Raw genomic sequence first — 20,712 nt, 5'->3', positions numbered from 1 at the left:
GGTCTTATGATTGATACCCATTTTTTACTCATGATAAGACCCATTATGCGGCACACGCTGATCACGCTGTTTCAGCAATCGCCCCAGGCCATCGGCACGCTGCGCGATCGTCTGTGTGCGGCATTGCGGCAGGCCATCCACCACGGCGCATTGAGCGTTGGGCAACGGCTGCCCTCCAGCCGAGTGCTGGCTGGGGATCTGAACCTCTCAAGGGTAACCGTCGAAGCAGCCTACGGCCAGTTGGAGGCGGAGGGGTATTTGCAGCGCCGCGTCGGCCAGGGCACATTTGTGGCTATCCGCATCGCCAAATCGCCGCCGCCGGCGACCCGCACCGCCATGCCGCGCCTTTCGCTGCGCGGCCAACAGATCGTGCACACCGGCGGCTGCCGCGATCCGCAGAACCCTCAGGCCTTCGCTGCCGGCTCGCCGGACCTGCGCGCGTTTCCGCTGGCCCTGTGGAAGCAGTTGACCGCTCAACGCCTGCGCCTGCAGGGGGAAAGCCTGCTGCGCTACGGCGATCCGCAAGGCTATCTGCCGCTGCGCGAAGCCATTGCCGCCCACGTCAACCAAACGCGCGGCGTAGTCTGCGATGCGAGCCAGGTTATCGTGCTGACCAGTTCGCAGCAGGCGCTGCAAATGATCGCCACCTTACTGTTGGACAGCGGCGACAGCGTCTGGATGGAAGAGCCGGGTTACACCGGGGCGAGAAACGCCTTTATCAGCGCCAGCGCCGCGCTGACGCCGGTGGCGGTAGACGGTGATGGCCTGCGAGCAGAACCTTCCTTGCCCGATCCGCGTTTGATTTATCTGACGCCCTCGCACCAATACCCGACCGGCGCGGCGCTCAGCCTGGCACGCCGCTTGGCGTTGCTGGCGCAGGCGGAGCGGCAACAGGCCTGGATCATTGAGGACGATTACGACAGCGAGTTTCACTACGACGGGCTGCCGATTCCGGCGATGCAAGGCCTGGATCGCCATGGCCGGGTGCTCTATCTCGGCACCTTCTCCAAATCGTTGTTCCCTTCGCTGCGGCTGGCGTACCTGATCGTGCCGCCCGCGCTGGTCGCCCCCTTCGTCACCGCACGCACGGTCTATGACGGCCACAGCGCGCAATTGATGCAGGCGGTGACCGCCGAGTTCATTCGCCAGGGGCACTTCGCCGCGCATATTCGTTACATGCGCCAGCTCTACCACAGCCGGCGCGATGTGCTGCTGACGGAAGTGCGCGAAAAGCTGAGCCACTTCGCCACGGCCGCTCCCGCCGCCGGCGGCCTGCAGCTCAGCGTTTGGCTGCCGCCCGGCCGGGAGGCGGCGCTCAGCCGGCAGGCGCGGCGGCTCGGCATCTCCACGCCCGGGCTAGCGGCGCAGTATCAAACGACGCTGGCGCAGCGCGATGGCTGGCTACTGGGCTTTTCGGCCCTGACGCCGGGCGAGATCCGCAGCGCCGTCGAGCGGCTGGCTCGGATCGCCGCGGCTTAGCCCTGCCCCGGAGAGACGCCGGCCGGCTTATTGCTCGGTCAGGCGCATCTCCGCCACCAGCGGCAGGTGATCGCTCACCGCCGGCCAGTGCACGCCGTTCCAATCGCCGCTGGCGTTCGGCACCGTCAGGCTGTCCAGATGCCAACGCTGCGCATTGCCGCTAAAGATGTAATCCACCTTGATTTCGGCGTTTTCCGCCGGCCAGCTGCGGCCGTCCTGCCCGTTGGGCATGATGTCGTTCCAATAGCGGCTCAGCTCCAGCCAGGTGACGCTGCCCGGCACGTCGTTCATGTCGCCGAATAGCAGTTTGATGCCGCGCACTTCGATGGTGCGATCGTTCAGCTCCCGCACCTGATCCAGACGCATCGTCGGATCTTCCTTGGTATCGAGGTGGGTGTTGAACAGGGTGATCGGCGTCGGGAACTCCGGCACATCGACCTTGGCGCTGAAGGCGATGCGCTGCTCGCGCTGGCCGGACGGCAACGGATAGATCACGGCGTCGTGCAGCGGATACTTCGAGAGAAACGCCAGGCCGTATTCACCGCCGTCGAAATCGATCGCCCGGCCGAACACCGCCTGCATGCCGGTCAGCTTCGCCAGTTCCGCCGCCTGATCGACCCGCCCGCTGCGGGCGGTGAGTTTATCCACCTCCTGCAGCGCCACCACGTCGACGTTCATCGCGCGAATCGCCTTGGCGATAGCGGTCATGTCGCTGACCTTGCCGGCGGCAATATTGAAGCTGGCGACGCGGATCTTCGGCGCCTGTTCCAGTTCGTAGGTTTTGTTCTTCAGGCCGCCCAACGCGCTGGCCACCTCGCGGCTGTTGGCGTTGCTGTTGGCGTGCCCGGTATCGGCGGACGACCAGGCGCTGTGAGAGATGCCCAGGGACAGTAAGGTGATGAGCAAAGCGTGACCGGTGTGCATGAATTCTCCTTGAGGGACAGATAAGTGTTATGCGGGCGCTTCCCGGCCCACAGCTAACACCGATTTTGCCGCAGAAACCTGCGACTATTTCCTAGTTGCACCGCTATTTTTCGTTTCTGCGCGATGCTTCGCATTCTGGCGGTTTACGCATTGCGCCGTTGGACAATCGGCTGATTTCGTTTTAAAACCGGTAGATTGCCAACCGCGAGGAGTTCCGATGACCAGCCCGATTGCCGAACAGCTTACCGAACGTTTCTTCCGCTATCTGGCGGTGACCAGCCAGAGCGACGCCGCCGCAACCGCCCTGCCCAGCACGCCGGGGCAGCATGAGATGGCGCAACTGTTGGCGGACGAGCTGCGCCGGCTCGGCCTGGCCGACGTTCAAATCGACGAGCACGCCACCGTGACCGCCCGCAAGCCCGGCACCCAACCCGGCGCGCCGCGCATCGGCTTCATCACGCATATCGACACCGTGGACGTCGGCCTGTCGCCCGAGATTCGCCCGCAGCGCCTGCGCTTCACCGGCGAGGATTTATGCCTGAATGCCGAGCAGGACATCTGGCTGCGTACCGCCGAGCATCCGGAGATCCTGCCCTACCGGAACGAAGAGATCCTGTTCAGCGACGGCACCAGCGTGCTGGGCGCCGACAATAAGGCGGCAGTCACCGTGGTGATGACGCTGCTGGCCAACCTGACCGCGGCCGATCGCCACGGTGATATCGTAGTGGCGTTCGTGCCGGACGAAGAAATCGGCCTGCGCGGCGCCAAGGCGCTGGATCTGCAGCGTTTCCCCGTCGATTTCGCCTACACCATCGACTGCTGCGAACTGGGTGAAGTAGTGTACGAGAATTTCAACGCGGCGGCGGCGGAGATCCGCATCGAGGGGGTGACCGCCCACCCGATGTCGGCGAAAAACGTATTAATCAACCCGATACGCATCGCCAACGACATCATTAACCGATTCGATGTGCAGGATACTCCGGAGCACACCGAAGGGCGCGAGGGCTATTTCTGGTTCACCGATCTGGCCGCCAACGCCAATCAGGCGACGCTGAAGGTGTCGATTCGCGACTTCGATCGCGCGGCGTTCGAGGCACGCAAAGCCCGCCTTGAGGAGACCGTGCGCCAGGTGGCGGCCAACTATCCGCGGGCCAACGTCAGCTGCAGCGTCAGCGACATCTACAGCAACATCAGCAACGCCATCGGCGAGGACCGGCGCGCCATCGATCTGATCTTCGGCGCCCTCGCCGCCCACGGCATCCCGCCGAAGGTGATCCCGATGCGCGGCGGCACCGACGGCGCGGCGCTCTCCAGCCGTGGCATCCTGACGCCCAATTACTTCACCGGCGCGCATAACTTCCACTCGCGCTTCGAGTTTTTACCCGTCAGCGCCTTCGTGAAATCCTATCAGGTGACCCGCAGCATTTGCCTGCTGGCCGCGCGACAAAGCGGCCAACCGGCTTAGCTCATCACCCAGCCGAGCAACGCGGCCCATACCAACAGCGGCAGCGAATAATAGTGGAAGCGCAACCAGATCTTGCGCTCCCCCGCCATGCGCAGCGCAATCAGGTTGGCGAGCGATCCGATCGCCAACCCGAAGCCGCCGGCGTTGACCGCATAGGCCAACTGAGCGCTCGAGGGCACATAGTTGAGCAACAGTATGGTGGCCGGCACGTTGCTGACGATCTGCGACAGCCCGACGCCCAACGCATACACGCTCCCCTCGCTCAGCCCGGCGATGGCGGCGAACGCCGGCTGAAGCGGCGGCAAACGGGTAAACAGGCCGACATCGATGAACATGGCGGCGAACACGAAAATCAGACTCCAGTCGATCTGCAACAGCACTCGGCGCGCCAGCAGCAAGAAACCGGCGAACACCGCCAGCAGCCCGTACAACGGCAGATCGAAATCGAGACACAGCAGGAAAACCGCATACAGCCCTACACAGCTCAGCAACAACGGCCGCTGGTAGGGATACCCCTCGGTATTCGGCGTTTTCACGATGTCGCGCGCCGGGAAGCTGAACCAGGTCAGCGCCAGCAGGCTCAACATCATTGCGGCGCCAAACGGCGCCATCTGGCCGATGAAACCGAGGAAAGAGAGGCCGGAGCGGCTCCACAGCAGGATATTTTGCGGGTTGCCGATCGGCGTCAGCAACGAACCGGCGTTCACCGCCAGCGCCTGGAAGATGATCAAGCGGCCAACCGGCAGCGCCGACAGCTTTTTTAGCGTGATGGTGAGCGGAATGACGATAAACAGCGCCACATCGTTGGTCAGAAACGACGACAGCAGCGCGGCGGAAAACACCAGGAACAGCGCCAGCCGCCGTTCGCTGTGCAAGCGGTTGATAATCTTGCGGCCGACAAAATCGAAGTAGCCGCTGACCTCCACCCCTTTGGTCAGCAGCATCAGCCCCAACAGGGTGATGAGGGTACGGCCGTCGATGAAACCACCCAGCGCCGACAGCGGTTGCGGATGAAAAGCGAACATCGCCACGCCGGCCAGCAGCAATGCATGCAAGAAGCGATCTTTGACAAAGGGGTGGATAAGCCGAGAAATGGCGGTTGAACTCATAGCGGCAGTGTGAACCTCACCGAAAAGAATGGGCAGACGTTAGCTCAGACGCGGCTTCAGCGCCAGCAAAATGCTATTTTACCTTTATCCGCTTTTCATTTGCCGCGCTTTACTTTATTTGTAGCGGCTTTCACGGTTTCAAAGGACATGTTATGGCTTCCCTGCTCGCCAAAGGGGCGTTGCTCAGCGCCTTATGCGCCCTGCTCGTCGCCTGCGACGATTCCGCCTCTCGCCCGCAAATCGATATCGACGGCAAGACCATGGGCACCTTCTACAGCGTTAAGGTCAGCGGTGACGTCGCGATCGGCAAACAAGAGCTGCAGCGGCAGATCGACACGGTGCTCGAACGGGCCAACGACGATATCTCTACCTACCGCGCCGATTCGGTGCTGTCGCGGTTTAACCGCAGCGCCAGCCTCGAGCCGCAGCCTATCCCGCGCGGCATGGCGGACATCGTATTGATGGCCCAACGCATCGGCCGCGATACCGGCGGCGCCATGGACATCACCGTCGGCCCACTGGTGAACCTGTGGGGGTTCGGCCCAGACAAGCATCCGGTCAAGGTGCCGGAACAGGCGCAGATCGACGCGGCGAAGCAGAACATCGGCCTGCAGCACCTGAAGCTGATCAGCGACAATCGCGGGGAGTGGCTGCAAAAAGATCTGCCGGGCATGTATGTCGATCTCTCGACGCTGGGCGAAGGCTATGGTGCCGATGAGCTGGTGCGCCTGATGAACCGTCACGGCATTACCAACTACCTGGTGTCGGTAGGCGGCGCGGTCTCTTCACGCGGCGTCAACGGCCAGGGCAAACCCTGGCGGGTGGCGATCCAAAAGCCGACCGATCGTGAAAATGCGGTGCAGGCGCTGGTGGATCTGCACGGTTACGGCATCAGCACCGCCGGCAGCTACCGCAACTACTTCGAACAAAACGGCCAGCGTTACTCCCATGTCATCGATCCGACCACCGGCAGGCCGATAAACCACCGACTGGTTTCCGCCACGGTGATCGCCCCGACCGCACTCGAGGCCGACGGCTGGGATACCGGCTTGATGGTGCTGGGCCCGGAGAAAGCGTTGCAGCTCGCAGAAGAGAAAGGGCTGGCGGTCTACCTGATCAGCAAAACCGACGACGGTTTCAGCGCCGTGATGACGCCGCAGTTCAAAGCATTTTTAGTGCAGTGAGATAAAAAAGCCCGGCGCGCAATGGCCGGGCTTATTCCTGTTCCGCGCCGATCACTTGGTCAGCGCGATGATGCCGAGGGTCAGACCGGCAACCGCCGCCGCACCGCCGGCGATCGCGCCCGCGGTTTCCCAGTTATCCTGAGTGGTGCCCTTCATACAGGTGTTGGTGTGCACCAGACGCCCCTGGTCATCGTAGACCGGCACGCAGGGAGAATCGGTGGCGCATCCGGCCAACACGGCCGACAGTAACCCAACCGCAATTAACTTTTTCATACTTCTTGCCTCAATGTTCGATCACTTTAGAAAGCTACGCCGAGCGATAATCACGCTACCTGGCTATTGTATGCCCAACGCGTGTAATGGCGAGGTAATGATGTGTCAGGGGATGTGATTTGGGAAAACTCCGAGCGCCCGGCCGGTGGGCTTCGGGCAGTAAAAAGCCCGCGAAAACGCGGGCTTTTTGGCGGAATGACGCGCCGGCGGGATTATTTCGCCAGTTTGCGCATCACCAGCGTGGCGTTGGTACCGCCGAAGCCGAAGCTGTTGGACATCACGGTGGTCAGCTCGCGCTGGGTCGGCTGAGTCACGATGTTCATGCCGGCCGCCTGTTCATCCAAGGTTTCGATGTTGATGCTCGGCGCGATAAAGCCGTGCTCCAGCATCAGCAGGCTGTAGATCGCTTCCTGCACGCCCGCGGCGCCCAGCGAGTGGCCGGTCATTGCCTTGGTGGAGGAGATGGCCGGGGTATTGTCGCCGAACACTTCACGAATGGCGCCCAGCTCTTTCACGTCGCCTACCGGCGTAGAGGTGCCGTGCACGTTGATGTAATCGATCGGCGCATCCAGATCCTGCATCGCCATCTTCATGCAGCGCACTGCGCCTTCACCCGAAGGGGCAACCATGTCGGCGCCGTCGGAAGTCGCGCCGTAGCCGACGATTTCCGCATAGATGTGCGCGCCGCGCGCCAGCGCGTGCTCCAGCTCTTCAACCACCACCATGCCGCCGCCGCCGGCGATGACGAAACCGTCACGATCGGCGTCATAGGTGCGGGACGCTTTTTCCGGCGTGTCGTTGTATTTGGTGGACAGCGCGCCCATCGCGTCGAACTCGCAGGCCATTTCCCAGCACAGCTCTTCGCCGCCGCCGGCGAATACGATGTCCTGTTTGCCCAGCTGGATTTGCTCAACCGCGTTGCCGATGCAGTGCGCGGAGGTGGCGCAAGCGGAGCTGATGGAGTAGTTCACGCCGTGGATTTTGAACGGCGTTGCCAGGCAGGCGGAAACGCCGGAAGCCATGGCCTTGGTCACCACGTACGGGCCAACCGCTTTCAGGCCGCGCGGGCTGCGCATCGCATCGGCGCCGAACACCTGGAAGCGCGGAGAACCGCCGCCGGAACCGGCGATCAGGCCCACGCGCGGGTTGTTTTGATACTCTTCTTCCTTCAGGCCGGAAGACGCGATCGCTTCTTGCATCGCCAGGAAGGCATAAATGGAAGCGTCGCTCATGAAACGCACCGCCTTGCGGTCGATCAGGCCGGTAGTGTCGAGCTTAACTTGCCCCCATACGTGACTACGCATGCCGGAATCTTTCAGCTCCTGGGAGAAAGTGATCCCAGAACGTCCTTCCTGCAGGCTTGCCAGGACCTCCTGCTGGTTATTACCAATGCTGGAGACAACTCCCAGGCCAGTAATCACTGCACGTTTCATTCAATACCTCTTCCACTATTAACCTACGGGATTTTGCATCGCACTTTAGCGTACAGATGTAAGCCGAACAAGTCCGATCAGCGTTTTTCAGCTTTATTGTTGTCCAGTTTGCGCCGGGGCGCCAGCGCCGTTAGAATTCGCGGCATCCCTTGAATTTCGAGCCATTGACCGTGAACCACGCCCCCATCCAAACCGCAACGCTAACCTGGAACGAACAGGGTACACCTGTTTCGAAACAGTTTGATGACGTCTATTTTTCCAATCAGGATGGGCTGGAAGAAACCCGCTACGTCTTCCTGCACGGCAATCGGCTGCCGCAACGTTTCGCCGCCCATCCGCGTTCGCTGTTTGTCGTGGCGGAAACCGGGTTCGGCACCGGGCTCAATTTCCTCACGCTGTGGCAGGCCTTCGCCGGCTTCCGTCAAGCCGAGCCGGACGCGACGCTGCAGCGCCTGCACTTTATCAGCTTCGAAAAATTCCCCCTGCAGCAGGCTGACCTGGCGGCGGCGCATGCACGCTGGCCGGAGTTGGCGCCTTATGCCGACGAGCTGCGCGCCCAGTGGCCGCTGCCGTTGCCGGGTTGCCATCGCCTGCTGTTAGCCGAAGGCCGCATTACGCTCGATCTGTGGTTCGGCGACGTCAACGATCTGCTGCCGCAGTTTGACGCCAGCATGAATAACCAGGTGGATGCCTGGTTCCTCGACGGTTTCGCGCCGGCAAAAAACCCCGACATGTGGACCGATCAACTGTTCGTCGCCATGGCGCGCTTCGCCCGGCCGGGAGGCAGCTTCGCCACCTTTACCGCCGCCGGCTTCGTGCGCCGCGGCTTGCAACAGGCCGGTTTTCAGGTCAACCGCTGCAAAGGCTTCGGCCAAAAGCGTGAGATGCTCGCCGGCGAGCTCCCGGCCGATGCGCAGCCCGCCGCACATCCGGCGCCCTGGTATCGACGCCCGGCGACGGACAACACCGCCGACATCGCCCTGATCGGCGGCGGCGTCGCCAGCGCGCTCACCGCGCTGGCCTTGCTGCGCCGCGGCGCCACCGTCACGCTGTACTGCGCCGATGAGCAGGCGGCCGAGGGCGCATCCGGCAACCGCCAGGGCGCGATTTATCCTTTGCTGAACGGCAGCGGCGACGCGCTGGAGAGCTTTTTCAGCGCCGCGTTTCCCTTCGCCCGCCGCCAGTACGATGCCCTGTTGCAACAAGGCGTCGCCTTTGATCACCAGTGGTGCGGCGTCAGCCAGTTGGCCTATGACGAAAAGAGCGGCGCCAAGATCGCCAATATGCTGAAAACCGACTGGCCGCAGGCCTTGGCGATGGCGGCCGACCGCGAGACGCTCAGCGAACGGTGCGGTGTTGATACCGGCTTTGGCGGCATCACCTACCCGCTAGGCGGCTGGCTCTGCCCGGCCGAGCTGACGCGCGGCGCTATCGCGCTGGCGCAGCGTCAGGGCTTGGTCTGCCACTACCGGCACGATGCACAGAGGCTGACGCAGGAAGAAAACGGCTGGCGCATCGATTTCGCCAACGGCGACAGCCGATGCCATGCGACGGTGATCCTGGCCAACGGCCATCGGTTGGCCGAACTGGCGCCGACGGAAGCCCTGCCGCTGTATTCGGTACGCGGGCAGGTGTCGCATATTCCGACCTCGCCGGCCCTCGGTCAATTGAAACAGGTATTGTGTTACGACGGCTACCTGACGCCGGTTAATGCCAACAACGGCCACCACTGCATTGGCGCCAGCTACCAGCGCGGCGACATCGCCACCGACTACCGCGAGCAGGAGCAACAGGAGAACCGCGAGCGCCTGCTGCGCTGTCTACCGGAGCAGTCCTGGCCGCAGCAGGTGGACGTCAGCGCTCATCAGGCGCGCTGCGGCGTGCGCAGCGCCACCCGCGATCATTTGCCGATGGTCGGCGCGCTGCCGGACTATCAGGCCACGCTGGCACAGTATCAGGATTTGCAGCGGCAGAACCAGCGCGGCGAAACCGTCGCCGATGCGCCGGTCTATCCCGGTCTGTTCGCTATCGGCGGGTTAGGCTCGCGCGGCTTGTGCTCGGCGCCGTTGGCGGCGGAAATTTTGGCGGCGCAGCTGTTCGGCGAACCGTTGCCGGGTGATGCGCGCCTGCTGGCGGCGTTGAATCCGAATCGGATGTGGGTGCGGAAATTGCTGAAAGGACGTGCGGTTTAATCAACCTTGAGGGGCGCGGCGACGCGCCCCGGCATGACGATCAGGCGGCAGGGGTTGCAGCCTGATAGAGGTTTTCCCACATGCCGCGCACCAGGATCTGATCCGGCGGCGAGAGTTCCCCGGCGGCGATCGCTTTGTGCAGGCTCTCCTCCACCCGCGCTTTCAGCGCTTCGGCGGTGTGTTCGCCCTGCTCTTCCGCCTCGGCCACCGCCAGCGTCAGATGACCGCGCAGGTAGCCACCGGCAAACAGTTCATCATCGCTGGCGTGCTCTACCATGTCATCAATCAGCGCCAAAATGCGCGCTTCAAATTCTGCGATCATCAAATTTCCTCATTAAATAACGGGCTGTGGCGTCAGTTGAGATCTTCCGGATAGGGAAAGTGCTCGGCCGCCAACGGTGGCGTATTGTAGAACGATTGCAACGCCTGAATAAAGCGCGCAGGCCTTGTGGGTATTCCCTGCTCCAGCAGCGCCAATACCCGGGCGCGCACCTTGCGTTGGAACGCGATGCGATCCGGCTCGCAGTCGCCGTTCAGGTTGTCGCAGCTGACGTTGAACGGGAAACCGGCCGCCACGCAGAACATCCATTCCAGCGCCTGCGGTTTGATCTCCACCGCTTCGAATTCACTCTGGGTTTGCGCGTCGCGCCCGTCCGGGCAATACCAGTAACCGAAGTCCACCAGTTGGCGGCGCGCTTCGCCGGCGATGCACCAGTGCGAAATTTCATGCAGGCCGCTGGCGTAGAAGCCGTGGGCGAACACGATGCGGTGATACGGCAATTCGTCGTCGACCGGCAGGTAGATAGGTTCGTCGTCGCCCTTCACCAGGCGGGTGTTGTAGTCATCGCTGAAGCACTGATTGAAGATCTCGATCAGCTGTTCATAGCGATGACGGGTCTGCGTGTCTGACATAAAAACTCTATAACCACAAAAATAAAGAGGCCATTATACCCGATAAGACAGGGCGCGTAAGCAACGCCCCCTCTTCATCTTTAATCGTGCACCAAGGCGGTCAACCACTGCTGAATTTCCGCGCCGTGATTGTCGTACAGCAGCTTGAGGCTCATCACCAGCGAGACGATCACGATCATCGGCCGAATCAGCTTCTGCCCGCGGGTCAGCACCATGTGCGCCCCCAGACGCGCCCCCAGCACCTGCCCCACCAGCATCACCAGACCGATGCTCCACACCACCTTGCCGCCGATGATGAACAGCGCCAGCCCGCCGACGTTGGAGGTGAAGTTCAGCACCTTGGCATGCGCCGTGGACTTGGCGAGGTTAAAACCGCACAGCGTCACATAGGCCAGCGCGTAGAATGAGCCGGCGCCGGGGCCGAAGAAACCGTCGTAAAACCCGACGCAACCGCCGGCTACCAGCCCGAACGGCAAGGCGCCGAGGCGGCGTTGACGATCTTCCTCACCCAGTCGCGGCATCAACAAGAAATAGAGACCAATGCCGATCACCAGCAGCGGCAACATCTGCCGCAGCAAATCGGCGCGCATGTGCTGCACCAGAATCGCACCGGCGATCGAGCCGATCAGCGTCAGAAAAATCGTCAGCTTCTGGTCGTTGAGGTTCACCGCTCGCCGACGAATGAAGTACAGACTGGCGGAGAAAGAGCCGCCGACCGACTGCAGCTTATTGGTCGCCAGCGCCTGCGCCGGAGGAACCCCCACTGCCAGCAAGGCCGGCACCGTCAGTAATCCGCCGCCGCCGGCGATGGAGTCGATAAACCCCGCCAGCAGCGCTACCGCAAACAACACCCCGAGCATCTCGGGGCCAATGACGAACCAGTCCATGTGTTATTCCGCTGAGAAATGGTGATCCAGCAATGCCTGACAGGTAGGCGGTAACGGCGGCGGCACGGGTTTGCCCGGCTTCGCGTTCGGCTGATGCGGTACGAACCAGCTCGCCAGTTCGGCGCCGCAGCCATCGCCCAGCGGCGGCGTATCCTGCTCCTGGCACTCCAGGCTGCCGGCCGGACAACGCAGACGCACGTGCATGTGCGCACGGTGGCCGAACCACGGCCGCACCTTGTGCAGCCAGGCGCGATCGGCGCCGGCGTCCAGGCACAGACGCTGCTTGATCGCCGGGTTGACGAAGATGCGCGTCACGTCCGCATCCTGCGCCGCCAGTTTGATCAGCGACTCAATCTGCGGTTGCCATTGGCTCGCCACCACCTGTTTGCCGTCGCCCGACACCAGGTCGATCGGCTGCGGCTTGAGCAATTGCTGCGCGCTCCAGCGTTGGCGCGGCAGCTGCAGCCAGATGTCGACGTCGAGCCCAGACTGGTGGCTGGCGTGGCCGCTGCTGAAGCGCCCGCCGGCCGGCATCGCCATGTCGCCGATCAGCACCGTGCCCAGCGCTTTCTGGTTCGCTTTGCTGCTGAGACGCTGTATGAACGCCAGCAGATCCGGATGGCCGAAATAGCGGCGCTGGTCGGTACGCATCACCTGATAGTCCGGTGAATTCAGCGGCAACGGCTGCGCGCCGATGATGCAGCCGTTGGCGAAACCGCCCACCGCCTGCGGCGCGCCGGCCACCGGATGGTCGATTTTCTGCCACGGCGTCAGCGCCATGGCGGAAGCGGAGGCCGTCAGGGCCACCAGGCCCAACATCCAGTTTTTCATGGCGATTACCAGCGAGGCACGTCGGAAACCACATCACCGTTTTGCGCACGCTGGCGCAGCAGGTGATCCATCAACACGATCGCCATCATCGCTTCGGCGATCGGTACGGCGCGGATGCCCACGCACGGATCGTGGCGACCGCGGGTCACCATTTCCACCGCTTCCCCGTGGCGATTGATGGTGCGGCCCGGCACCATGATGCTGGAGGTTGGCTTCAGCGCCAGATGCGCGATCACCGGTTGGCCGCTGCTGATGCCGCCGAGAATGCCGCCAGCATGGTTGCTTTGGAAGCCTTCCGGGGTGATTTCATCGCGGTTTTCGCTGCCGCGTTTGGTCACCACGGCGAATCCGTCGCCGATCTCCACGCCTTTCACCGCGTTGATGCTCATCAGCGCGTGCGCCAGATCGGCATCGAGGCGGTCAAACACCGGCTCGCCCAGGCCAACCGGCACGTTTTCCGCAATCACGCTGACCTTGGCGCCGATGGAGTCACCCTCTTTTTTCAGCGCGCGCATCAGTTCGTCCAGCGCTTCCAGCTTGTCCGGATCCGGGCAGAAGAACGGGTTCTGTTCGACCTGATCCCAGTCTTTCAGCTCGCAGGTCACGTCGCCGATCTGCGCCAGATAGCCGCGCACCTGCACGCCGAACTTCTGCTGCAGGTATTTCTTGGCGATAGCGCCCGCCGCGACGCGCATGGCGGTTTCACGCGCCGAAGAGCGGCCGCCGCCGCGATAGTCGCGCAGACCGTATTTCTGTTCGTAGGTGTAGTCGGCATGCCCGGGACGGAACACGTCTTTGATGGCGCTGTAGTCTTGCGAGCGCTGATCGGTGTTTTCAATGATCAGACCGATGCTGGTGCCGGTGGTCACGCCTTCGAATACGCCGGAGAGAATGCGCACCTGATCCGGTTCGCGACGCTGGGTGGTGTAACGCGAGGTGCCCGGACGACGGCGGTCCAGATCGTGTTGCAAATCGGCTTCGGTGAGCGGGATGCCGGGCGGCACGCCGTCGACGATACAACCCAGCGCCACCCCGTGAGATTCACCGAAGGTGGTGACGCGGAAAATCTGCCCAATACTGTTTCCTGCCATCACGGCTCCTTACCGTTAGTCTTTTATCGTTATGAGGCCCGCCATGCGGGCCTTGGAAATGCGGCTTAGCTGCGATAGAGGCTGAAGTGATCCTTGCAATCCACCAGCTGCTGTTTGGTCAGCATGAACACGCCGTCGCCGCCGTTTTCGAATTCCAGCCAGGTGAACGGGATGTCCGGATATTGTTCCATCAGATGTACCATGCTGTTGCCCACTTCACAAATCAGCACGCCGTCGTCGGTCAGGTAGTCCGGCGCGCAGGCCAGGATGCGGCGCACCAGCTTCAGGCCGTCGCTGCCCGCCGCCAGCCCCAGTTCCGGCTCAAAGCGGAACTCCTGCGGCAGATCCGACATGTCTTCCGCATCGACGTACGGCGGGTTGGTGACGATCAGATCGTACTGGATCGCGGGAACGTCGCGGAACAGATCGGAACGGATCGGGATCACCTGGTGCTCGACGCCGTGCGCCTGAATATTGCGCTCGGTCACCGCCAGCACTTCGCTGGAGATGTCCACCGCGTCCACTTCCGCTTCCGGGAAAGCATAGCCACAGGCGATGGCGATGCAGCCGCTGCCGGTGCACATATCGAGAATATGGCGCGGCGGGTGCGGGATCAGCGCGCTGAAACGATCGTTGATCAACTCGCCGATCGGCGAGCGCGGCACCAGCACGCGTTCGTCGACGTAGAATTCCATGCCGCAGAACCAGGCCTTGTTGGTCAGGTAGGCGACCGGGATACGCTCGTTGACGCGGCGGATCACGCGCTCAACGATGCGATGGCGCTCGCTGGAAGTCAGACGAGCGGTATGCATGTCCTCCGGAATGTCCAACGGCAGAAACAGGCTTGGCAGCACCAATTGCACCGCTTCGTCCCACGGATTGTCGGTTCCGTGACCATAATAGATATTGGCGGCGTTGAAACGGCTTACCGTCCAGCGCAGCATATCTTGAATGGTGTGCAGTTCGTTCACTGCTTCGTCGACGAAAATTTTGTCCAATTTGCCCTCCGGCAGGCGCTGTGTTTCATGATTTAGCCGCATAGTTTGCCATGAAGCCCGCGACAAATCACGCGCGCCCCTCGCGCTTTTCACTCTGGCCCGAGTTTTGCGTCGACAGCGCTCATTCACAAGGTAAACTAGCGAAATAAACGATTTCCGGTGAATGAAGCATGAAGAACAAGCTCCCTCTGAGCAAAGACGAACAACAGCTCTTCAGAGAGTCGGTGGCGGGCGCAAAAAAGCTGCGCCAGGACACCATCGTCCACCGCCCGCCGAAGCTCAAGGTCAAACAGGTTGCGCCGCAGCGGCTGCTGCAGGAGCAGGTCGATGCCAGCTATTATTTTTCAGATGAATATCAGCCACAGCTGGAAGAGGAAGGCCCGACGCGCTACGTGCGCCCCGGCAGCAGCCCGTATGAGCTGAAGAAGCTGCGACGCGGCGATTATTCGCCGGAGCTGTTTCTTGATTTGCACGGCCTGACTCAGCTGCAGGCCAAGCAGGAATTGGGGGCGCTGATCGCCGCCTGCAAACGCGAGCATGTACACTGCGCCTGCGTGATGCACGGGCACGGCAAACACATTCTCAAACAGCAAACGCCGCTGTGGCTGGCGCAGCATCCCGACGTGCTGGCGTTCCATCAGGCACCGAAGGAATGGGGCGGCAACGCCGCCGTCCTGCTGTTGGTTGAGCTGGCAGAATAGCCTCCCGCAGAAACGACTCAGGGCGATGTCAGACATCGCCCTGAGTTTATTCCGCACCGCATCCGCGGCTCACACTTTGGCCATCACCTGCGACGGGCTGACCTGCCATTCAAATTTGCCGTAGCTGCCGTCCGCCGGCAGATCGACGTTGGCGATCGCCGAGGTCGCGAACATCGGCGGGCACTCGCCCGGGCACAGTTCCGCCACCAGATACCCCACCAGCGGCAGGTGCGACACGATCAGCACCGAGCTCACCCCTTGCATCGCCAGCGCCTGAAGATAGCTGCCGACTTGTTCGGCGTTCCCGCCCGGCGTCAGTTCGGGCAGCACTTCTTCGCCCTCCGGCAGCGTCAAGGCTTCACGCACCGTCGCCAGCGTCTGTTCGGCCCGCAGATAGGGGCTGACCAGCACGCGTTCAATATCCACAGACTTGGTGTTCAACCAGGCCGCCATCTGACGGGACTCGTCGCGGCCGCACAGGGTAAGGGGCCTTACCGCATCGCTGGCTGCCTCGAGCGCCGCCTCTCCGTGACGCATAATCAAAACTTGCATATTGCACCGCTGTTGTTGACAAAGTAACGCTATACAGAAACGCCGTGCGTGCTGTACCGCCGAGTTTTACAACCCCAAAGCCAAAGCTTTAAAACGATAACGCGCCGTCTCTTTATGGCGGCCGGGCATTTTGCCTGAAAGTTTGCGTAAAGAAAATGCTGTTTTTTACAGCAATCCTCCCCGGGCAAACCTCGATTGCTCATAGAACAATCAATTCAACGGGTTAAATTTTAACCTTTCCGCCATGAAAATTATTGATGGCGCTCAAGCTAACTTACCGCTGCCGCAGCCTTGCTGTACAGCCTCACGGGCTGACGCTGTCGCAAGGAGTGATGGCGATCACAACGCGGCCCTGTTGCAACTATAGTGCAAATCGGGCCGCCCTGCGTTCAACTCCCCAGCGGGTAAAAACGTTCGCCCTGCTGCGCCATGCGCTGCAGACGCTCGCACGGCGCGAAGTGCTCGCCGTGCTGCTGACGCAGGTAGTCCAGCGTCTTCACCACTTTCTCGGCGCCGAGTTCATCCATATAACGGAACGGGCCGCCAAGGAACGGCGGGAAACCGATGCCGAATACCGCACCGATGTCACCGTCGCGCGCGCTGCGGATCACGCCTTCATCCAGACAGCGCGCCGCTTCGTTCAGCATCATCATCACGCAGCGCTGGGCAATGGTCGCCGGCAGCATGTGCGCCTTCGGCGTGACGCCGAGCAACGTATACAATGAGGTGTCCGCGCGCTTACGCCGCTGACGCTGCTGCCCCTCGCTCGGGTAAAGATAGAAGCCGCGGCCGTTCTTGCGCCCTTTGCGCCCGTCCTTCAGCACCGCATCGAACGCGGCAGGCGCGGCGAAGCGCGGCCCCAGCGCCTCGACCAGCACCGGAATGATCTTGGTGCCGACGTCGATGCCCACTTCGTCCAACAGGGTGATGGGGCCGACCGGGAAGCCGAAGTCCACCAGCGCTTTGTCCAGCGATTCAATGGGCTCGCCTTCCAGCAGGCAGCGCGCCGCTTCGTTGATGTACGGCGCCAGGATGCGGTTGACATAAAAACCGGCGCTGTCGCCCACCACGATGGCGGTCTTGCCCTGCTTGTGCGCCAGCGCCACGGTGGTCGCGATAGTCTCTTCGCTTGTGCCAGCGTGCGGGATCACTTCCACCAGCGGCATTTTGTCCACCGGGCTGAAGTAGTGCAGACCGATCACCTGCTGCGGCCGCTGGGCCTGTTCGGCGATTTGACCGATAGGCAGCGAGGAAGTATTGGAGGCGAACACGGTATGCGGCGCGCAGTTCGCTTCGACCTCGGCCACCATCTTCTGCTTCAGCGCCAGATCCTCAAACACCGCCTCGACCACGATATCCACCTGCTCGAAGCCGGTGTAATCGGTAGAGCCGGAGATCAGCATCATCTGTTTTTGCCGTTCCGCCGGGCGCATGCGCTTGCTGCGCACCCGCTTGCCGAGCACGTCCCAACTGTATTTCAGCGCATGATTGATGCCAGTTTCATTGATGTCTTTGATGCGAACCGGCAAACCGCCGCGCGTGGCGGTGACGCAGGCGATGCCGCCACCCATCAGGCCGCCGCCGAGAATGCCGACGCGATGCAAGGCGCGCGGCTGAGCATCGCCGCCCCGCTCTTTTTTCAGCGCGGTGGAAGCGAAGAACAGGCTGCGCAACGCCGCCGATTGCGGCGTCATCGCCAGCTCGCCAAAGGCGCGCGCTTCGGCTTCATAGCCGCTGGCGCTGCCGTGATCCAGCCCGGTGCGCACCACCTGAATGATGCGCTCCGCCGCCGGGTAGTTGCCGTGCGTTTTCGCCAACGTTTTCTTGCGCACGATGCTGAACAGCAGATTTCTGCCCAGCGGGCCGTTGAGCAGACGATCCTGCCACGGCAGCTCGCGCTGATGCTTCCAGCCCTGTTTCACCCGCTCGATGGCGGTCTGCAGCAAAATCGATTGCGGCACGGCGTCGTCCACCAGCCCCATGCGCAACGCCTGGCGGGCGCGAATGTGCTTGCCGGTCAGGATCATGTCCAGCGCCTTGGCGGCGCCTATCAGGCGCGGCAGGCGCTGAGTGCCACCGGAGCCCGGCAGCAGGCCCAGCTGCACTTCCGGCAGACCGAGCGCGGTTTTGTCATCCAGCGAACAGACGCGGCCGTGGCAGGCCAGCGCTAATTCCAGCCCGCCGCCCAGGCAGGCGCCGTGGATGGCCGCCACCACCGGTACCGGGAAGGCGGCGATCTGCGCCAGCGTGCTCTGCCCTTTCTTGGCCAGCGTTTCCGCCTCTTTGGCGCTGGTGCAGGCGGCGATCATGGTGATATCAGCGCCGGCGATAAACGAGTCCGGCTTGCCGGAAACGATCACCAGCCCTTCCAGCGCAGTATGCTGCTGCGCGCGGATCAGCACGTCGTTAACCTGTTCGACGAACTCGGCCTTGAGCGTATTGACCTTGTCGCCCGGCACGTCGATGGTGATCACCCCGATGTTGTCGGGGCGGATCGTCAGTTGAAAGGCCGACGGTTTGGCGCGCTGCTCGTGCAATGCGTTTTCGACGCTCATCATTCCACCTCCACGATCATCGCGGCCCCTAACCCGCCGGCGGCGCAGGCGGTGGTCAGGCCCAGCCCGCCGCCGCGGCGTTTCAGCTCACGCAGCGTCTGGGTAATCATGCGCGCGCCGGTGGCGGCGAACGGGTGACCATAGGCGATAGAACCGCCCAATACGTTGAATTTGTCCATGTCCACTTCGCCGATTGCCTGGCTGCGGCCAAGCTTCTCGCGGGCGAACGCTTCGCTGGCGAACATCTTCAGGTTGGCCAGCGTTTGCGCGGCGAAGGCTTCATGCATGTCGATGAGCGTCAGATCGGCCAGGCCGATGCCGGCGCGATCCAGCGCCAGCGGCGTGGCGTAGGAGGGCCCCAGCAGCATGTCTTCCCACACGTCGATGGCGGCAAAGGCGAAACTGCGCAGATAGCCGAGCGGCTGCAGCCCCAGCTCTTTGGCGCGCGATTCGCTCATCATCAGTACCGCCGCCGCACCGTCGGTCAACGGCGTGCTGTTGGCCGCAGTGACGCTGCCGTGCTTGCGATCGAACGCCGGTTTCAGCTTGGCGTAGGAAGCCAGGCTGGAGTCTTTGCGGATGTTGTTGTCTTCAGAAAGCTGTGCGCGGTACGGCGGCACGTAGGCGGTCATCACCTCATCGCGCAGCCACCCCTCCTGCCAGGCCCTGGCCGCCAGCTCATGCGAACGGTGCGCCAGCGCATCCTGCGCTTCACGGGTGATGCCGTGGCTTTTCGCCATCTGTTCGGCGGTATCGCCCATGCGCAAGCCGGTGGAATACTCCGCCACCGCCGGCGGCACCGGCATCAGATCGCGGAATTTCAGCCGGCTGAACAGTTTGAGACGCTGCGACAGCGTGCGCGCCTTGTTGACGTCCACCAGCGTGCGTGCCAGCGCCTTGCTGACGCCGATCGGCAAGACGGAAGACGAATCCGCCCCGCCGGCGATGCCGACGCTGATGCTGCCGGCCATGATGCTCTCCGCCACGTTAGCGATCGCCTGGAAGCTGGTGGCGCAGGCGCGCGACACGCTGTAGGCGTCGGTATGGACGCTCATGCCGGTGCCGAGCACGATCTCACGCGCGATGTTCGGCGCCTCGGGCATTTGCACCACCTGGCCGAACACCAGCTGTTCGATAAGCTGCGGATCGATACCGCTGCGCGCCAACAGCTCGCTCACCGCCGTTTTCCCTAAATCCACCGCCGGAATGCCGTGATAGGCAGTCGCCTGTTTGGCAAAGGGGGTACGCAGTCCATTCACAATCGCAATGCGGTCACCATGACGGGTCACCAACGGCAGTGCCTTACTCATAAATGCTCCTGAAGAAAATAACGTCAGCGCAATGGGCAGAAAGAGGTCTGACCTGATGAGGTCATTGTTAACCAAACGGTTACATTTGGCAAACCGGCAGAGATCAAAACTGCGAGCAGGCGCACTTTCTATCGGGGCGGCACGGGGAAGGAAATCCCCGGCGCGCAGCAGGCGGCGCCGGGGGTAAAGCGGGGATTAACGCAGGCCGAGCTGGAAGATCAGGGTTTCCGCCTGGCAGGCGAAGGTGAAATCGGCCTCCAACTGCACGCCACCGTCAACCGGTTTAATGCTACTGCTGATGTCACAAGGATCGGATTCGACCGCGCGCGCCTTTTCGCTCAGGGCCGCCAGCATCGCCTCCGCATCTTGTTGATTGCTGAACACCTGGCTGTAGGATGCGGTGCAATCGGTGTTATCCATCACGGTGCCGACATCCACGCAGCAACACGCGGCGGTTTCCTGGGCGCTGCATTTATTAATTGCATCTGACATGATTGGTTCTCCTCAAGGGCCTCTGTTATCAGCCCAAATTGCCGTTTTATTCACCGGCGCAAAGCCACAAAATTCTGTGGGTATTTTACGCTCCCAAGCCGGCAATCACTAGCACTTACTTTTACTGGGTGTTTTAAGTGATGGAAATCACAAATAAAAATGAGCGCCTGCTAAGAAATGGTAAGAATTTTGTTATTTACCACTGTCTTTTTGTTAAGCAGATCTCTTTTTTGATATCAGAGTGGAAATATTTCAAAAACAAACTTGCAACATTTTCACAGGTCAGACCTATACTTCAGCCACTGGTCTGATTTGTCTGAACGA

At 62.0% G+C, this 20,712-nt stretch carries 19 protein-coding genes; 5 read left to right on the top strand and 14 right to left on the bottom strand.

Annotated elements, in window-relative coordinates; genetic code table 11:
- Positions 1–45: 45 nt before the first annotated feature.
- On the top strand, positions 46–1,479 hold the full coding sequence (pdxR, locus tag J0X03_RS06695; RefSeq protein ID WP_201750822.1) for a MocR-like pyridoxine biosynthesis transcription factor PdxR: 1,434 nt from the start codon (positions 46–48) through the stop codon (positions 1,477–1,479).
- Between the two features lie 27 nt (positions 1,480–1,506).
- Here pdxR and J0X03_RS06690 read toward each other — a convergent pair whose 3' ends face one another.
- Positions 1,507–2,403, bottom strand: coding sequence for an endonuclease/exonuclease/phosphatase family protein (locus tag J0X03_RS06690; RefSeq protein WP_016926861.1), 897 nt, complete (start codon positions 2,401–2,403; stop codon positions 1,507–1,509).
- A gap of 217 nt (positions 2,404–2,620) precedes the next feature.
- On the opposite strand from J0X03_RS06690, the gene pepT reads away from it, so the two are divergent.
- On the top strand, positions 2,621–3,868 hold the full coding sequence (pepT, locus tag J0X03_RS06685; RefSeq protein WP_042785118.1) for a peptidase T: 1,248 nt from the start codon (positions 2,621–2,623) through the stop codon (positions 3,866–3,868).
- Here the strand turns inward: pepT and J0X03_RS06680 are convergent.
- Positions 3,865–4,977, bottom strand: coding sequence for an SLC13 family permease (locus J0X03_RS06680; RefSeq protein WP_033643905.1), 1,113 nt, complete (start codon positions 4,975–4,977; stop codon positions 3,865–3,867). The two genes, pepT and J0X03_RS06680, sit on opposite strands and share 4 nt — an antisense overlap.
- 152 nt (positions 4,978–5,129) lie before the next feature.
- On the opposite strand from J0X03_RS06680, the gene apbE reads away from it, so the two are divergent.
- Positions 5,130–6,161: an FAD:protein FMN transferase ApbE gene (gene apbE / locus J0X03_RS06675; protein WP_042785119.1), complete on the top strand. Its 1,032-nt coding sequence runs from the start codon at positions 5,130–5,132 to the stop codon at positions 6,159–6,161.
- A gap of 51 nt (positions 6,162–6,212) precedes the next feature.
- Here apbE and J0X03_RS06670 read toward each other — a convergent pair whose 3' ends face one another.
- Both J0X03_RS06670 and fabB read right to left on the bottom strand, forming a co-directional pair.
- Positions 6,213–6,434 carry a putative periplasmic lipoprotein gene (locus tag J0X03_RS06670; protein ID WP_004936201.1) on the bottom strand — a complete coding sequence of 74 codons (222 nt, stop codon included), beginning with the start codon at positions 6,432–6,434 and terminating at the stop codon, positions 6,213–6,215.
- 212 nt (positions 6,435–6,646) lie between these two features.
- Complete coding sequence (fabB, locus tag J0X03_RS06665; RefSeq protein ID WP_016926857.1) at positions 6,647–7,867, bottom strand: beta-ketoacyl-ACP synthase I; 1,221 nt, start codon at positions 7,865–7,867, stop codon at positions 6,647–6,649.
- Positions 7,868–8,037: 170 nt separating this feature from the next.
- Here fabB and mnmC point away from each other — a divergent pair, with 170 nt between their 5' ends.
- Complete coding sequence (mnmC, locus tag J0X03_RS06660; RefSeq protein WP_129992808.1) at positions 8,038–10,059, top strand: bifunctional tRNA (5-methylaminomethyl-2-thiouridine)(34)-methyltransferase MnmC2/FAD-dependent 5-carboxymethylaminomethyl-2-thiouridine(34) oxidoreductase MnmC1; 2,022 nt, start codon at positions 8,038–8,040, stop codon at positions 10,057–10,059.
- Between the two features lie 40 nt (positions 10,060–10,099).
- Here the strand turns inward: mnmC and J0X03_RS06655 are convergent, their stop codons facing one another.
- The 6 genes from J0X03_RS06655 to prmB form a co-directional block, all read right to left on the bottom strand.
- A complete protein-coding gene (locus J0X03_RS06655) occupies positions 10,100–10,381 on the bottom strand; it encodes a YfcL family protein (RefSeq protein WP_016926855.1) in 282 nt (93 codons plus the stop codon).
- Positions 10,382–10,413: 32 nt separating this feature from the next.
- Positions 10,414–10,971 (bottom strand): elongation factor P hydroxylase, encoded by a 558-nt coding sequence (locus J0X03_RS06650; protein WP_160204458.1) that lies wholly within the window; start codon positions 10,969–10,971, stop codon positions 10,414–10,416.
- A gap of 80 nt (positions 10,972–11,051) precedes the next feature.
- Complete coding sequence (locus J0X03_RS06645) at positions 11,052–11,858, bottom strand: sulfite exporter TauE/SafE family protein (protein WP_160204459.1); 807 nt, start codon at positions 11,856–11,858, stop codon at positions 11,052–11,054.
- 3 nt (positions 11,859–11,861) lie between these two features.
- Complete coding sequence (gene mepA, locus J0X03_RS06640) at positions 11,862–12,689, bottom strand: penicillin-insensitive murein endopeptidase (RefSeq protein WP_160204460.1); 828 nt, start codon at positions 12,687–12,689, stop codon at positions 11,862–11,864.
- A 5-nt stretch (positions 12,690–12,694) separates the two neighbouring features.
- Positions 12,695–13,780: a chorismate synthase gene (gene aroC, locus J0X03_RS06635; protein WP_033643909.1), complete on the bottom strand. Its 1,086-nt coding sequence runs from the start codon at positions 13,778–13,780 to the stop codon at positions 12,695–12,697.
- Between the two features lie 65 nt (positions 13,781–13,845).
- A complete protein-coding gene (gene prmB / locus J0X03_RS06630; RefSeq protein WP_025160157.1) occupies positions 13,846–14,778 on the bottom strand; it encodes a 50S ribosomal protein L3 N(5)-glutamine methyltransferase in 933 nt (310 codons plus the stop codon).
- Positions 14,779–14,948: 170 nt separating this feature from the next.
- Here prmB and smrB point away from each other — a divergent pair, with 170 nt between their 5' ends.
- Positions 14,949–15,479 carry an endonuclease SmrB gene (smrB, locus tag J0X03_RS06625; protein ID WP_099782550.1) on the top strand — a complete coding sequence of 177 codons (531 nt, stop codon included), beginning with the start codon at positions 14,949–14,951 and terminating at the stop codon, positions 15,477–15,479.
- A 69-nt stretch (positions 15,480–15,548) separates the two neighbouring features.
- Here the strand turns inward: smrB and sixA are convergent, their stop codons facing one another.
- The 4 genes from sixA to J0X03_RS06605 all read right to left on the bottom strand — a co-directional run bounded on the left by sixA (position 15,549) and on the right by J0X03_RS06605 (position 20,388).
- A complete protein-coding gene (gene sixA, locus J0X03_RS06620) occupies positions 15,549–16,031 on the bottom strand; it encodes a phosphohistidine phosphatase SixA (RefSeq protein WP_004936230.1) in 483 nt (160 codons plus the stop codon).
- Positions 16,032–16,420: 389 nt separating this feature from the next.
- Entirely contained in the window at positions 16,421–18,586 is a 2,166-nt protein-coding gene (gene fadJ / locus J0X03_RS06615; protein WP_060660418.1) for a fatty acid oxidation complex subunit alpha FadJ, read from the bottom strand.
- Positions 18,586–19,896, bottom strand: coding sequence for an acetyl-CoA C-acyltransferase FadI (fadI, locus tag J0X03_RS06610; RefSeq protein ID WP_047574220.1), 1,311 nt, complete (start codon positions 19,894–19,896; stop codon positions 18,586–18,588). Before fadI ends, fadJ begins: the two co-directional genes overlap by 1 nt.
- 195 nt (positions 19,897–20,091) lie before the next feature.
- A complete protein-coding gene (locus J0X03_RS06605) occupies positions 20,092–20,388 on the bottom strand; it encodes a YfcZ/YiiS family protein (protein ID WP_072145088.1) in 297 nt (98 codons plus the stop codon).
- Positions 20,389–20,712 lie beyond the last annotated feature (324 nt).

The organism is Serratia ureilytica (assembly GCF_017309605.1).
GTDB lineage: Bacteria > Pseudomonadota > Gammaproteobacteria > Enterobacterales > Enterobacteriaceae > Serratia > Serratia ureilytica.
Note: the sequence above shows the minus strand (reverse complement) of the source record. Positions and strands in the feature narration are given on the sequence as shown.